This window comes from Geodermatophilus sp. SYSU D00815, from assembly GCF_054050035.1.
In genome coordinates this window covers 40,734-55,110 of sequence record NZ_JBJGYO010000007.1, presented here as the reverse complement: position 1 = coordinate 55,110, position 14,377 = coordinate 40,734, and the positions used below count along the sequence as shown (strand labels likewise).

Below are 14,377 nucleotides of genomic sequence, written 5' to 3'. Positions count from 1 at the left end.
ACGGACGTCGTGGTCAGCGCACGCCCCGCGGTGCAGGCCCTGCCCGCCTACAAGCCGGGCCGCAACCCCGCCGACCTCGCCCGCGAGATCGGCGTCGAGCGGGCGGTCAAGCTGGCCAGCAACGAGGTCGCGTTCCCGCCGCTGCCGGCCGTCGTCCAGGCCCTGGCCGCGGCGGCGGGGGAGACCAACCGCTACCCCGACAACGGCGCCGTCGTGCTCACCCGGGCGCTGGCCGAGCGCTACGGCGTCGACCCGGCCCAGGTGGTCACGGGCTGCGGCGCGGTCATGCTCTGCCAGCAGCTCGCGCAGTCCTACAACGACCCCGGCACGAGCATCGCGTTCGCCTGGCGGTCGTTCGAGATGTACCCGCTGCTCGCGCAGGTGGCCGGTGCGCGGAGCATCCAGGTCCCGCTGGCCCCCGGCCGTCCCGGCGGGCCGGCCGACACCCACGACCTGGCGGCGCTCGCGGCGGCGATCGACGGCACGACCCGCCTCGTGTTCGTGTGCAACCCGAACAACCCCACCGGGACGGCGGTCCGCCGGGCCGAGCTGGAGCGCTTCCTCGACGCGGTGCCCGCGCACACGCTCGTCGTCCTCGACGAGGCCTACCGGGAGTTCGTCACCGACCCCGACGTCCCCGACGGCCTGGAGCTGATGCGGGGCCGGCCCAACGTGGCCGTGCTGCGCACCTTCTCCAAGGCGTGGGGGCTGGCCGGCCTGCGGGTCGGCTACCTGGTGGCCGAGGACCCGGCCGTCGCCGAGGCGGTGCGCAAGACGCACGTGCCGTTCAGCGTCTCGGTGCTCGCCCAGGCCGCCGCGGTCGCCGCACTCGCCAGCGAGGAGGAGGTGCGCCGGCGCTGCGCCGCCGTCACCGCCGAGCGCGAGCGGCTCACCGCGGCGCTGCGCGAGCGGGGGTTCGACGTCGCCGACAGCCAGGCCAACTTCGTCTGGCTGCCGCTCGGCGACCGGACCGCCGCGGTCGCCGCCGCGCTGGAGGCGCGCGCGGTGATCACCCGGCCGTTCGCCGGCGAGGGCGTCCGGGTCACCGTCGGCACGCCCGAGGAGGACGACCTCTTCCTCGCCGCTCTCGACGACGTGCGCGCGGGCGCACGGGTGGCCTAGGCCTCCCCCGCATGGCTGTCCGTCGCCCCCGGTCGGGGGAGTGCGGGCCGCTGCGGGGCGGGCGGCTGGTTTGATGGCCTCCGTGCCTCTTCCCCGTGTCCTCTCCGGGATCCAGCCGACGGCGGGTTCGTTCCACCTGGGCAACTACCTCGGGGCGCTGCGGCAGTGGGTGAGCCTGCAGGAGTCGACCGAGGCGTTCTACTGCGTCGTCGACCTGCACGCGATCACGCTGCCGCAGGACCCCGCGGAGCTGCGCCGCAACACCCTCGTCTCCGCCGCCCAGCTGCTCGCCCTCGGTGTCGACCCCGACCGCAGCGCGCTGTTCGTGCAGAGCCACGTCCCGGAGCACGTGCAGCTGTCGTGGGTGCTGGAGTGCCTGACCGGCTTCGGCGAGGCCAGCCGGATGACCCAGTTCAAGGACAAGAGCCAGCGGGAGGGCACCGCCGGCGCGTCGGTCGGGCTGTTCACCTACCCGGTGCTGCAGGCCGCCGACATCCTCGTCTACCAGGCCGACCAGGTGCCGGTCGGCGAGGACCAGCGGCAGCACCTGGAGCTGACCCGTGACCTCGCCACGCGGTTCAACAGCCGCTTCGGCCGCACCTTCACCCTGCCCAGCCCCTACATCCCGCAGGGCGCGGCGAAGATCCTCGACCTGCAGCAGCCCGACAAGAAGATGAGCAAGAGCCTGCCGCCGGCCGGGTGCGTCTTCCTGCTCGACGCCCCCAAGGTCACCGCGAAGAAGATCCGCTCGGCGGTGACCGACACCGGCCGCGAGGTCGTCCACGACCCCGAGAACAAGGCGGGCGTCAGCAACCTGCTGACCATCCACAGCGCGCTGTCGGGGCGGTCGATCGCCGAGCTGGAGGAGCACTTCGCCGGCAGCGGCTACGGCGACCTCAAGAAGGAGCTGGCCGACGTCGTCACCGAGGCGCTCGAGCCGATCCGGCGCCGCACGCAGGAGCTGCTCGACGACCCGGCGGAGCTGGAGAAGGTCCTCGCCGCCGGGGCCGCGCGCGCCCGCGAGGTGGCGTCGCGCACCGTCGCCGACACCTACGGCAAGGTCGGCTTCCTACCCCCGGCTGGTCTGCGGTGAACGACGACACCTTCGTCCCGCGCAGCCGGAGGACCCCGCCGCAGTCGGCCGTCCTGGGCGTGATCGTCCGGATCCCCGAGCCGTGGGCGCAGCTGCTCACCGACTGGCGGGCCAAGGTCGGCGACCCGCAGGCCGCCGTCGTGCCGCCGCACGTGACGCTGCTGCCGCCCACCCAGGTGGCCGCCGCCGACCGGCTGGAGATCAGCGCGCACCTGGCCCAGGTGGCCCGGTGCCACCCGCCGTTCGACATGCACCTGTCGGGCACCGGCACCTTCGCGCCGGTCTCCGACGTCGTCTTCGTCGCGGTGGCCCGCGGCATCGGCAACTGCGAGCTGATCGCCAACGACGTGCGCAGCGGCCCGCTGGCCCGCTCGCTGTCGTTCCCGTACCACCCCCACGTGACCGTCGCCCACGACGTCCCGCCCGACATGCTCGAGCTCGCCTACAGCGGCCTGGCCGACCTGAGCGCGGAGTTCCGCGTCTCCTCGTTCACCGAGTTCGAGCAGACGCCGGACGGCGCCTGGGTGGTGGCGCGCGAGTACGAGCTGACCGGCCCGCCGCGCTGAGGTCCCGCGCCGTCCGGGCGCGCACCGCGTCGGGGGAGGCACCACACTCGGCCGGGTGACCACCGCCCCGACCGGTCCGCCGGACCGCTCACGGCGCTCCCTGCGCGAGCGGGTCGCGGGCGTCCCCGCCGCCGCCGACGCCGCGATCACACGGGTGCGGCGGCGCTGGGGCTGGTTCGACCACCTGGCCCGCGCCGGCGGGCGCTACCAGCGCACCCAGGGCGACCTCATGGCCGCCGGGGTCACGTACTTCGCGTTCCTGGGGCTGTTCCCGGTGCTGCTCCTGGTCGCCTCGATCATCGGCCTGGTCCTGGCCGGCGACGCGGTGCTGCAGCGGGAGCTGTTCGACGCGATCCGCGAGGCGGTACCGGGGGAGACGGGGGAGGAGCTGGTCCGCCAGCTGCGCGGCGCCATCGACGCCGCCGGCTTCGTCGGCGTGATCGGCCTGGTCGGCTTCGTCTACGCCGGGCTGCGGACCATGGACAAGCTCCGGCTCGGCATGGAGCGCATCTGGAAGGGGCGGGTCGACGAGCCCGAGTTCCTGCGCGACAACCTGCAGGACCTCCTCGCGCTCGTCGCCCTCGGCGCGGCGGGGCTGGTCAGCCTGGGCCTGACCGGCTTCGTGACCCAGGCCACCTCCCGGGTGCTGGACGTGCTGGGCCTGGACGACGCTCCGGGCTACGGCGTGCTGACCTGGGTGCTCGGCCTGGCGCTGGCGATGGCCGGGGACACCGTCGTCTTCCTCTGGCTGCTGCGCGTGGTGCCCTCGATCAACCACCCGCTGCGGCTGCTGCTGCCCGGCGCGTTGTTCGGCGCGGTCGGCTTCGAGGTGCTCAAGCTCATCGGCGGCTACTACCTCTCGCTGATCTCCGCCAGCGTCACCGCCTCGGCCTTCGGCGGCGCCGTCGGCATCCTGGTGTGGATCAACGTCGTCGCCCGGTTCGCCTTCTTCACCGCGGCGTGGACGGCGACGCGGCCGGCGGTGCAGGCCGCCACGACCACCGCCACCGCCACCGAGCCGGCGTCGGGGCCGGCGCCGGACGGGACGCGGGAGGTCAGCCGGCCCGCGGCGCCGGAGGCCCGTCCGGCGCCGCCGGCGGCGGTCCGGGTGGTGGGGGCGGTGCTGAGCGCGGGGACGCTGCTGGGGGTGGCCGGCGCCCGGCTGCTGCGCCGGCGGCCGCGCCGCTCCTCGCGCGCCGGCGGACGGTGACCGCCGTCCCCGCGGCGAGGGCGACCAGCAGGGCGGCGCCCGCGCCCAGCCACACCGGCGACAGGGAGCCGGACGGCGACGCGTCGGGGGCGGCCGCGGCCGGGGTGGCGGGGGCCGGTTCCGCGGGCGTGCTCGTCGTCGCGGTCGCCGTCGCCGTCCCCACCTCGCCGGGCTCGACCAGCCGGCCGACGCCCTCCGTGCCGGCCGGCACGGAGAAGCCCCAGTCGAGCAGCCGCGCGGCCTGGTCGGCCTCGTGCACCGGGCGCCGCTCGGTCTGCATCACGCTGACCACCAGCCGGCGGCCGTCCCGCTCTGCCGCCGCGACGAAGGTGTGCCGGGCGGCGTCGGTGAACCCGCTCTTGCCGCCCAGGCTGCCGGGGTAGCTGCCCAGCAGCCGGTTCTCGTTCTGGATCTGGAAGCCGGGCCGGTCGCCGACCGCCGGCAGGTCGGCGGTCGGCGTCGTGAGCACCGCCGCCGTGACCGGGTCGGCCACCAGCTGCCGGAGGATCAGCGCCAGGTCGTACGGGGACGACGACTGGCCGGCGACGTCCAGCCCGGACGGCGTGCCCGCCACCGTGTCGAAGGCGCCGAGCCGCTCCGCCGTCGCGTTCATCGCCGCCACGGTGGCCGGGACGCCGCCGGCGGCGCGGGCCAGCGCGTTGGCGGCGTCGTTGCCCGACTGCAGGATCAGCGCGAGGAACAGCAGGTCGACGCGGTACTGCCCGCCGGTGACGATGCCGACCCGGCTGCCCTCGATGTTCTCGTCCTCCGGGGTGCCCTCGACCACCCGGTCCGGCGGCAGCAGCGGGGCCAGCGTCAGCAGGGTGAGCGTCTTGAGCGTGCTGGCCGGGTAGTAGCGGCCGTGCGGGTCGCGGGCCGCGAGCACCTCCCCGCTGAGCGCGTCGGCGACCAGCCACCCGGCCGCGCTCACGCCGTCGGGCAGCGGCGGGGTGCCCTCGGCCACGACGACGCCGCGGGTGGCCAGCTGCTCGCCGCCGACGGTGCTGCCGTCGGGGGCGCTGCCCTGCGGCGGCGGCCCCACGGGCGGTGAGGTGGGCGTGGGGGCCGTCAGGTCGACGGTGGGCCGCGGGGCCGGCTCGGTGCCCGGAGCGGCGGCGGCGGGCGGTGCGGCGCAGAGCAGGCACAGGGCCGTGACCAGCGCCACGACGGCCGGCCGCGGCCGCGCCGCCCGCTCCCCGCGCACCATCCCCGAACGCTATCCCGCGGGTGCCGGTGCGGGTTCCGCTCCGGTCCCGACCCGGAACCCTCAGCGCTTAACGATCGGGTCTCGGTCCGCCGCGAGCGCTCCGGAGCCGGCCCGGCCGCGGTTAGCGTCGGCCCCAGACGTGCCGCCACCGCGGCCGGCGGCTGCCGGTCGCGGTGGCGGCACGGTGGACAGGGAGTCGCAGGTCGCCCCGCCCGACGGGCGCGGCGACCTGCCGAGAGAGGAGATCGTCTTGCGCCGAGCGCGGAGGATGAAGGCCGCGGCGCTGCTGCTGGCCGGGAGCATGGCCCTCGCGGCCTGCGCCAGCGACGAGAACGGCGGCGGCAGCGGCGGTGGCGGCACCGAGGGTGGCGACGGCGAACTGCGGATCGGCCTGGCCTACGACGCCGTCGGGCGCGGGGACCGCTCGTTCAACGACGCCGCGTACGCCGGCGCCGAGGCCGCCATCGAGGAGTTCGGCGGTGAGTACCGCGAGGTCACCCCGAACGAGGACGGCTCCGACCGGGAGGAGCTGCTCGCCCAGCTGGCCGAGCAGGGCTACAACCCGGTGATCGCCGTGGGCTTCGCCTACGACGACATCATCGCCGACGTCGCGGCCGATTTCCCGGACACCACGTTCGCCCAGGTCGACGGGTCGCACGAGCTGCCCGACGGCACCAGCAAGGGTGACAACGTCACCGGGCTGATCTTCGCGTCGGAGCAGGGGTCGTTCCTGGCCGGTGTCGCCGCCGCGCTGAAGACGACGACCGGCCAGATCGGCTTCGTCGGCGGCGTGGACGTCCCCCTCATCCAGACCTTCCAGGCCGGCTACGAGGCCGGCGCCCGGGCGGTCCGGCCCGACATCGTCATCAACAGCCAGTACATCTCGCCGGCGGGTGACCTCACCGGCTTCAACGACCCGGCCCGCGCCCAGATCCTGGCCGACGGCATGTACGCCGCCGGGGTGGACATCGTCTTCCAGGTCGCCGGCGGTTCCGGCACGGGCGTCTTCCAGGCCGCCGCCGCGTCGGGCGGTCGCGCCATCGGTGTCGACTCCGACCAGTACAACACCGTCGACGACCCGGCCCTGCAGGCGGTGATCATGACTTCGATGCTCAAGCGGGTCGACGTCGCCGTGCAGTCCTTCGCCGGCGACTTCCTCGACGGGAACGTCGAGGGCGGGACCGACGTCCTGTACGACCTGTCCAACGAGGGTGTCGGCCTGGCCACCACCGGCGGCTTCATCGACGACATCCAGACGCAGCTCGACGAGTACCAGCAGCAGATCGTCGACGGCACGATCGAGGTGCCGACGACTCCGTGACCCGGCGGCGGGCACCGGCCCGCCGACCACACGGCACACCCGGCGGCGGGTCCAGGGGCGCGAGCTCCCGGGCCCGCCGCCGTGGTCCGCGGGGCCGCTGGGAGAGCGCCCCGCGACCGCGGACGGCCGCTGGGGGATCATGCCGCAGGGCGGCCGGTGTCCCCGTGGCCGTCCGCGCCAGGCAGACGGTCGATCCCGTGCCGCCGGGGCAGGCAGAGTGGACGTGTGCGCCGCGCGAACCGCGGCCGCGAGAGCGAGGAGAGCCCGATGGCCACCACTGACCGCCCGGCCGGTGCCGGCCCTGGACCGTCAGGAGCGGGCTCCCCGCCCGGGGGCGTCCCGTACGCGGTCGAGCTCCGGGGTATCACCAAGCGCTTCCCCGGCGTGGTCGCGAACCGCGACATCGAGCTGCAGGTGCGCCGTGGGGAGGTGCACGCCATCGTCGGGGAGAACGGCGCCGGCAAGTCGACGCTGATGAAGATCCTCTACGGCATGCACCGCCCCGACGAGGGGCAGGTCCTCCTCGACGGCCACGAGGTCCACTTCCGCAGTCCCGCCGATGCGATCGAGGCGGGGATCGGCATGGTCCACCAGCACTTCATGCTCGCGGACAACTTCACCGTGCTGGAGAACATCATCCTGGGCAGCGAGCCCACCCGCTCCGGCCGGTTGGACCGGGCCGAGGCGCGCCGGCGGATCGTCGAGCTGTCCGACCGGTACTCGCTGGACCTGGAGCCCGACGCCCTGGTCGAGGACCTCGGCGTCGGCGACCGGCAGCGCGTCGAGATCGCCAAGGTGCTGTTCCGCGGCGCCACCACGCTGATCCTCGACGAGCCGACCGCCGTGCTCGTGCCGCAGGAGGTCGACCAGCTCTTCGGCAACCTCGCCGAGCTCAAGCGAGAGGGGCTGACCGTCATCTTCATCTCCCACAAGCTCGACGAGGTGCGCCGGGTCGCCGACGCCATCACGGTGATCCGGCGGGGCACGACGGTCGGCGTCGCCGACCCGCGGACGACGTCGGTCAAGCAGCTCGCCGAGATGATGGTCGGTTCGCAGCTGCCCACCCCGGAGACCCGGACGTCGACCGTGCGGGAGACCGCCGTGCTCCGGCTCACCGACGTCACGGTGGCCGCGGCGGACGGGCGTCCGGTCGTCGACTCGGTCGACCTGACCGTGCGGGCCGGTGAGGTCGTCGGCATCGCCGGTGTCGAGGGCAACGGCCAGGCCGAGCTCGTCGACGCCATCATGGGCCTGCGACCGCTGGCCGGTGGCCGGATCGAGTTCTCCGGCGACGACGTCACCGCGTGGAGCACGCGGGCCCGGCGGGAGGGCGGCATGGGGTTCATCCCCGAGGACCGGCACCGGCAGGGGTTGCTGCTCGACGCACCGCTCTGGGAGAACCGCATCCTCGGCCACCAGACCCGACCGCCGGCCGTGCGCGGCATGTTCATCGACCGGCGCAGCGCCCGGTCGGACACCGAGCGGATCATGCGCGAGTACGACGTCCGGGCCCCCGGTGCCGACACGCTGGCCGTCGCCCTGTCCGGGGGGAACCAGCAAAAGCTCATCGTCGGGCGGGAGATGAGCGCCCAGCCGCGGCTGCTCGTCGCCGCGCACCCCACCCGCGGGGTCGACGTCGGTGCGCAGGCGGTGATCTGGGAACTGCTGAAGGACGCCCGTGCGGAGGGGCTGGGCATCGTGCTGGTCTCCGCCGACCTCGACGAGCTGATCGGGCTGTCCGACACCCTCCACGTCATGCTCCGCGGCGCCCTGGTGGCGACGGTCGACCCCGCCACCGTCACCCCGGAGGAGCTCGGCGGCTACATGACCGGGGCGCGGACCGCGGCAGGTGCGGCATGACGGCCCTGCGCCGGGTGGGCCTGGCACTGCTCGGCCCCGTGCTCGCGGTGCTGGTCGCCCTGGTCATCTCGGCGATCGTCATCGCCCTCATCGGCGAGGACCCGTTCGCCGCCTTCCAGATCATGGTGGACCTCGGCGACTCGCCGTCCCAGCAGGTCCAGAGCATCGTCGTGATCATCAACCGGGCGGTCCCGCTGTTCCTCGCCGGACTGGCCGTCTCGGTCGCGTTCCGCATGGGCCTGTTCAACATCGGGGTCGAGGGGCAGTACCGGCTCGCCACGATCGTCGCCGCCGCGGTCGGCGCCGCTGTCGTGCTGCCGGCCCCGCTGCACGTCGGGCTGACCATCCTGGTCGGCGCCGCCGTCGGGGCGCTCTGGGCCGGCATCGTCGGCCTGCTGAAGGTCACCCGCGGCGTGAGCGAGGTGATCAGCTCGATCATGCTCAACTTCATCGCGTTGGGGACGGCGTCGTACCTGCTCACCGGCCCGCTGCGGGGCAGCGCGCCCGGCCAGTCGATCGTCACCACGCGCGAGATCTCGGAGTCGGGCTGGTTCCCGGGTCTCAACGGTGTGCTCACCGGGCTCGGCCTGGCCGAGCCGCGCAGCGAGCTGTACGGGTTCCTGATCGTCGCGGTGGTGGTCGGCGTCGCGATCGCGGTGCTGCTCAAGCGCACCCGCTTCGGGTACGACCTGCGCGCCACCGGCCTGTCGCCCTCGGCGGCCACCGCGAGCGGGGTCGACACCCGGGCCATGGTCCTCAAGACGATGCTGCTGTCCGGGGCGATCGCCGGTCTGGTGGGGCTCCCCGAACTGCTCGGCGACAAGCACCAGTTCGACACCGAGTTCACCGCGGGCCTGGGCTTCCTCGGCATCGCGGTGGCGCTGCTCGGCCGCAACACCCCGGTGGGGATCGCCCTGGCGGCGCTGCTGTTCGGGTTCCTCGACCGGGCGGGGCTGCCGCTGCAGTTCGCCGACATCCCGTCCTCGGTCGTCACGATCATCCAGGGCACGATCGTGCTCGCCGTCGTCATCGCCAACGAGATCGCGCGCCGGCTGGCGCTGCGCTCGGCGGAGCGGGCGGGCGCGTCGGCACCCGGCCGGCCACCGGACGGGGGACGTGGCAGGGGCACCACCCCCGAGGGATCGGGGCCGGACGGCGGTGGCCGTGCCCGCCCGGGCGTGCCCGGTGAGCCGGAAGGGGCGCAGGCGTGAGCACCACCATGGGGGTTCCCGGCGTCCCCGAGACCGGGTCCGGCGGCGGGCCGCGCACCGGCCTGTTGGCTCGCGGCGGCCGACGCGGCCGGCTGCTCTGGATCGCGCTCGGCCTCGTCGTGCTGTTCTCGGTCGCACGGGTGGTCTCCGGCGAGCGGGAGCTCACGTCGTCGGCGACGTTCGCCGCCGCGCTGCTGCTCGCCGTGCCGATCGGGCTCGCGGCCCTCGGTGGGCTGTTCGCCGAGCGCGCCGGCGTGGTCAACATCGGCCTCGAGGGGATGATGATCCTCGGCACCTGGGGGGCGGGTTGGGCCGGCTACCAGTGGGGCTGGGGCGCGGCCGTGGCCGCCGGCCTGGTGTTCGGTGCCGTCGGCGGGCTGCTGCACGCCGTCGCCACCGTGACCTTCGGCGTCGACCACGTCGTCTCCGGTGTGGCCATCAACATCCTGGCCGCCGGCCTGGTGCGGTTCCTCTCCGAGCTGCTCTACACCGACAACCCGGCCGGCGGCGGCGCCGGCCAGTCGCCGCCGATGTCCAGCCAGCCGCCGGACTTCTCGCTCCCGGTGCTCTCCTCCGGCCCGGACCTGCTGGGGGACCTGGAGCGGCAGGGGTGGTTCCTGCTCAGCGACCTCGCCGGCCTGCTCCGCGGGCTGACCAACGGGGTCGGCGTGCTCACGCTGCTCGCGGTGCTGCTGGTGCCGATCTCCTACCTCGTCCTCTGGCGCACCGCCTTCGGGCTGCGGCTGCGCTCCTGCGGCGAGAACCCCGCGGCCGCCGACTCCCTCGGCGTGCCGGTCTACCGGTTGAAGTACATCGGCGTGCTCATCTCGGGAGCGCTGGCCGGGCTCGGCGGTGTGTTCCTGGTCTTCGTCGCCAACATCTACCGCGAGGGCCAGACCGGCGGCCGCGGGTTCATCGGCCTGGCCGCGCTGATCTTCGGCAACTGGCGGCCCGGGGGGCTGGCCGCGGGCGCCGGGCTCTTCGGCTTCTCCGACGCGCTCCAGCTGCGCAGCAGCACGGCCGTGGTGGCGCTGCTCCTCGTCGTCGCGGTGCTGCTCGCCGGGGTCGCCGTCCACCAGGCGACCCGCCACCAGTCCCTCGCGGCCGTGCTCGCGGCCGTCTTCGCCGTCGGGGCCCTGGTCGGCTTCCTCACCATCGACGAGCTGCCCGAGGGCATCGTCTTCTTCACCCCGCACCTGATCACGCTGCTGGTGCTGTCGCTGGCCTCGCAACGATTGCGCATGCCCAAGGCCGACGGCCTGGTCTACCGACGCGGGGAGTCCTAGTGGACGTCGACTGGGACTCCTTGCGGGCCGCTGCCCGCGAGGCGATGACGCACGCCTACGCGCCGTACTCGAAGTTCCCGGTGGGCGTCGCCGGGCTGGTCGACGACGGCCGGGTCGTCACCGGCTGCAACGTCGAGAACGCCTCGTACGGGCTCGGGCTGTGCGCCGAGTGCGGCATGGTCAGCGACCTGGCCCGCACCGGCGGTGGCCGGCTCGTCGCCGTCGCCTGCGTGGGCGGGGACGGGCAGCCGCTCATGCCGTGCGGCCGCTGCCGGCAGCTGCTGTGGGAGCACGGCGGTGCCGACATGCTCATCGAGACCGTCTCGCTCGGGATCGTGCCGATGCGCGAGGTGCTGCCCGACGCGTTCGGCCCCGACGACCTGGTCTCCGCGGCCGAGCGGGAGGGGCGGGCGTGAGCTTCGACGCGATCGACGTCATCCGGGCCAAGCGGGACGGCGTCGCGCTCACCGCCGACCAGATCCGCTGGGTGATCGGCGCCTACACCGACGGGGTCGTCCCCGACGAGCAGATGAGCGCGCTGCTCATGGCGGTGTTCTTCCGCGGCATGTCGCCCGACGAGCTCGCCGTCTGGACCCAGGCGATGATCGACTCCGGCGAGCGCAAGGACCTCTCCTCGCTGGGCCGGCCCACCGCCGACAAGCACTCCACCGGCGGCGTGGGCGACAAGACCACCCTGCCGCTGGCGCCGCTGGTCGCGGCCTGCGGGGTCGCCGTGCCGCAGCTGTCCGGCCGCGGGCTGGGCCACACCGGCGGCACGCTGGACAAGCTGGAGGCGATCCCCGGCTGGCGGGCCGACGTGCACGAGGAGGCCTACCTGCGCCAGCTGCGCGAGGTGGGCGCGGTGGTGTGCGCGGCCGGCAACGACCTCGCCCCGGCCGACAAGAAGCTCTACGCGCTGCGCGACGTCACCGGCACCGTCGAGTCGATCCCGCTGATCGCCAGCTCGATCATGAGCAAGAAGATCGCCGAGGGCGCCGACGCGCTGGTGCTCGACGTGAAGACCGGCTCGGGCGCCTTCATGAAGGAGCCCGACCTCTCCCGGGAGCTGGCCCGCACGATGGTCGGCCTCGGCGAGGCGGCCGGTGTGCGCACGGTGGCCCTGGTGACGGCGATGGACCGGCCGCTGGGCCGCGCCGCCGGCAACGCCGTCGAGGTGGCCGAGTCGGTGGAGGTGCTGGCCGGCGGCGGCCCGGCCGACGTCGTCGAGCTGACCCTGGCCCTGGCCCGGGAGATGCTGGCCGGCGCCGGGCGCGACGACGTCGACCCGGCGGACGCGCTGGCCGACGGCCGGGCCATGGACGTGTGGCGGCGGATGGTCGCCGCCCAGGGTGGCGACCCCGACGCCCCGCTGCCGCAGCCGGCCGAGAAGCACGTGGTCACCGCGCCGGCCACCGGCACGCTCACCCGGCTCGACGCGTACTCGCTGGGCGTGGCCGCCTGGCGGCTCGGCGCCGGACGGGCGCGCAAGGAGGACCCGGTGTCGGCCGCCGCCGGCGTCACCTGGACGGCGACGGTGGGGGAGCGGGTCACCGCGGGGCAGCCGCTGCTCGAGCTGCACACCGACGACCCGGCCCGCATCCCGCGGGCGCTGGAGGCGCTGGCGGGCGCGATCGGCGTCGACACCGGCGACGAGCCGCTGCCCCTGGTGCTCGACCGCATCACCGCCTGACCCGGCCCGGTCCCGGCGACGGGGCGCTGGTGACAGGGACCCAGCTCACAGGAGGACACTGACCTCCCGTGACCCGTTCTCCCTCCGCCGAGGTCGTCGGTGCGGACGTCGGTCCGGTCGACCCCGACGCCGCGATCTCCATCCGCGGGCTGGTGAAGCGCTACGGCGACGCCACCGCCGTCGACGGCCTCGACCTCGACATCCGGCGCGGCGAGATCTTCGCCCTGCTCGGCCCGAACGGCGCCGGCAAGACGACGACGGTGGAGGTCTGCGAGGGCTACCGCGACCGCGACGGCGGGGACGTCCGGGTGCTGGGGCAGGACCCCGCGCGCGGCGACCGGGCGTGGAAGGCGCAGCTGGGCATCGTGCTGCAGTCGGGCGCCGGTGACAGCCAGCTCACCTGCCGGGAGCTGCTGCGGGCCCAGGCGTCGTACTACCCCGACCCGCGCGACCCCGACGAGGTGCTGGAGCTGGTCGGGCTGTCGGAGAAGGCCCGCGCGCGCGGCCGGTCGCTCTCCGGCGGGCAGCGGCGCCGGCTCGACGTCGCGCTCGGCATCGTCGGCCGCCCCACGCTGCTGTTCCTCGACGAGCCCACGACCGGCTTCGACCCCGAGGCCCGCCGGCAGTTCTGGTCGCTGATCCGGTCGCTGCGCGAGCTGGGCACCACGATGCTGCTCACCACCCACTACCTCGAGGAGGCGGAGGCGCTCGCCGACCGGGTGGGTGTCATCGCGCGCGGCCGGCTGGTGGAGGTCGCCGTCCCCTCGACCCTGGGCGGTCGGGGGACGGCGCCGGCGGTGGTCAGCTGGACCGAGGACGGCGTCCGCCGCACGCAGGCCACCGGGACCCCCACGGCGTTCGTGCGGCAGCTGGCCGACCGCTTCCCCGGCGAGGTGCCCGACCTGGCGGTCGCCCGGCCCACGCTCGAGGACGTGTACCTGCGGATGATCGAGGAGCCGAGTGAGGGGGTGTCGCGGTGACGACGGTGGAGCGGCCGCTGCCCTCGGTGACCAGCGTCTGGGGGACCCGCGCCGGGGTGGAGCTCAAGGAGTTCTTCCGGCAGCGCGAGTCCGTCGTCTTCACGCTCGCCTTCCCGGTGATCCTGCTGCTGGTGTTCGGCGCCGTGCTGAACTACGACCTCGGCTCCGGGGTCGGCTTCGTGCAGTACTTCATGGCCGGGGTGATCGCCGCCGGCATCCTCGGCGCGGGCCTGCAGAACATGGCGATCAGCATCGCCACCGAGCGCTCCGACGGCACGCTCAAGGGGCTGGCCGGCACGCCGATGCCGAAGAGCGCCTACTTCGTGGGCAAGGTCGTGCAGGTGCTCGCCGTGACGGTGGCGATCATCGCGATCCTGCTGCTCGTGGGCGCGGTGTTCTACGACGTCCCGCTGCCGTCGGGCGCGAGGTGGTTCACCTTCGCGTGGGTGGCGCTGCTCGGGTCGGCGGCCTGCACGCTGCTCGGCATCGCCGTCTCCAGCCTCGCCAGGAACGGCCGCTCCGCCTCGGCCACGATCACCCCGATCGCGCTGGTGCTGCAGTTCATCTCCGGCGTCTTCTTCCAGTTCAGCCAGGTCCCCACGTGGCTGCAGACGGTGGCGTCGTTCTTCCCGCTCAAGTGGATGGCGCAGGGCCTGCGGTCGGTCTTCCTGCCCGACGCGCTGGCCGCGCAGGAGCCCGCCGGCACGTGGGAGCTCGGCCGCGTCGCCCTGGTCCTCGGGGTGTGGTGCGCCGCCGGGCTCGCGCTGTGCGTCCTGACCTTCCGCTGGCAGGACAAGGGGTGACCCGCGGTCCCGAGGAGGGGCCCGAGGC

The 14,377-nt window shown here is 74.5% G+C and carries 12 protein-coding genes and 1 pseudogene; 12 read left to right on the top strand and 1 reads right to left on the bottom strand.

Translation table 11 applies throughout. From position 1 onward, the window contains the following. The first annotated feature begins 9 nt into the window (after window positions 1-9). From hisC to ACI78S_RS10310, 4 genes and pseudogenes are all read left to right on the top strand, one after another. Complete coding sequence (hisC, locus tag ACI78S_RS10325) at window positions 10-1,122, top strand: histidinol-phosphate transaminase (RefSeq protein WP_456972857.1); 1,113 nt, start codon at window positions 10-12, stop codon at window positions 1,120-1,122. Window positions 1,123-1,195: 73 nt separating this feature from the next. After that, window positions 1,196-2,215 (top strand): tryptophan--tRNA ligase, encoded by a 1,020-nt coding sequence (gene trpS, locus ACI78S_RS10320; RefSeq protein WP_456972855.1) that lies wholly within the window; start codon window positions 1,196-1,198, stop codon window positions 2,213-2,215. Beyond that, on the top strand, window positions 2,212-2,781 hold the full coding sequence (locus ACI78S_RS10315; protein WP_456972853.1) for a 2'-5' RNA ligase family protein: 570 nt from the start codon (window positions 2,212-2,214) through the stop codon (window positions 2,779-2,781). The genes trpS and ACI78S_RS10315 overlap by 4 nt, the downstream gene beginning before the upstream one ends. Before the next feature lie 55 nt (window positions 2,782-2,836). After that, window positions 2,837-3,745, top strand: a pseudogene (locus ACI78S_RS10310) (YihY/virulence factor BrkB family protein); the annotation flags it as partial. A gap of 91 nt (window positions 3,746-3,836) precedes the next feature. Here the strand turns inward: ACI78S_RS10310 and ACI78S_RS10305 are convergent. Next, window positions 3,837-5,198, bottom strand: coding sequence for a D-alanyl-D-alanine carboxypeptidase family protein (locus ACI78S_RS10305; protein ID WP_456972851.1), 1,362 nt, complete (start codon window positions 5,196-5,198; stop codon window positions 3,837-3,839). Between the two features lie 250 nt (window positions 5,199-5,448). Between ACI78S_RS10305 and ACI78S_RS10300 the strand changes: the two genes are divergently transcribed. The 8 genes from ACI78S_RS10300 to ACI78S_RS10265 all read left to right on the top strand — a co-directional run bounded on the left by ACI78S_RS10300 (window position 5,449) and on the right by ACI78S_RS10265 (window position 14,349). Continuing rightward, window positions 5,449-6,519 (top strand): BMP family lipoprotein, encoded by a 1,071-nt coding sequence (locus tag ACI78S_RS10300; protein ID WP_456972849.1) that lies wholly within the window; start codon window positions 5,449-5,451, stop codon window positions 6,517-6,519. 267 nt (window positions 6,520-6,786) lie between these two features. Next, the gene (locus ACI78S_RS10295) at window positions 6,787-8,379 is read left to right on the top strand and encodes an ABC transporter ATP-binding protein (RefSeq protein ID WP_456972847.1); all 1,593 of its coding nucleotides are present in this window, start codon (window positions 6,787-6,789) and stop codon (window positions 8,377-8,379) included. Then, the gene (locus tag ACI78S_RS10290) at window positions 8,376-9,590 is read left to right on the top strand and encodes an ABC transporter permease (RefSeq protein ID WP_456972846.1); all 1,215 of its coding nucleotides are present in this window, start codon (window positions 8,376-8,378) and stop codon (window positions 9,588-9,590) included. Before ACI78S_RS10295 ends, ACI78S_RS10290 begins: the two co-directional genes overlap by 4 nt. Beyond that, window positions 9,587-10,876, top strand: a complete 1,290-nt coding sequence (locus ACI78S_RS10285) for an ABC transporter permease (RefSeq protein ID WP_456972844.1) — start codon at window positions 9,587-9,589, stop codon at window positions 10,874-10,876. Before ACI78S_RS10290 ends, ACI78S_RS10285 begins: the two co-directional genes overlap by 4 nt. Then, window positions 10,876-11,292 (top strand): cytidine deaminase, encoded by a 417-nt coding sequence (locus tag ACI78S_RS10280; RefSeq protein WP_456972842.1) that lies wholly within the window; start codon window positions 10,876-10,878, stop codon window positions 11,290-11,292. Before ACI78S_RS10285 ends, ACI78S_RS10280 begins: the two co-directional genes overlap by 1 nt. After that, complete coding sequence (locus tag ACI78S_RS10275) at window positions 11,289-12,566, top strand: thymidine phosphorylase (RefSeq protein ID WP_456972840.1); 1,278 nt, start codon at window positions 11,289-11,291, stop codon at window positions 12,564-12,566. The genes ACI78S_RS10280 and ACI78S_RS10275 overlap by 4 nt, the downstream gene beginning before the upstream one ends. A gap of 68 nt (window positions 12,567-12,634) precedes the next feature. Further along, complete coding sequence (locus ACI78S_RS10270) at window positions 12,635-13,546, top strand: ABC transporter ATP-binding protein (RefSeq protein WP_456972838.1); 912 nt, start codon at window positions 12,635-12,637, stop codon at window positions 13,544-13,546. Further along, entirely contained in the window at window positions 13,543-14,349 is an 807-nt protein-coding gene (locus tag ACI78S_RS10265) for an ABC transporter permease (protein ID WP_456972836.1), read from the top strand. Before ACI78S_RS10270 ends, ACI78S_RS10265 begins: the two co-directional genes overlap by 4 nt. Window positions 14,350-14,377 lie beyond the last annotated feature (28 nt).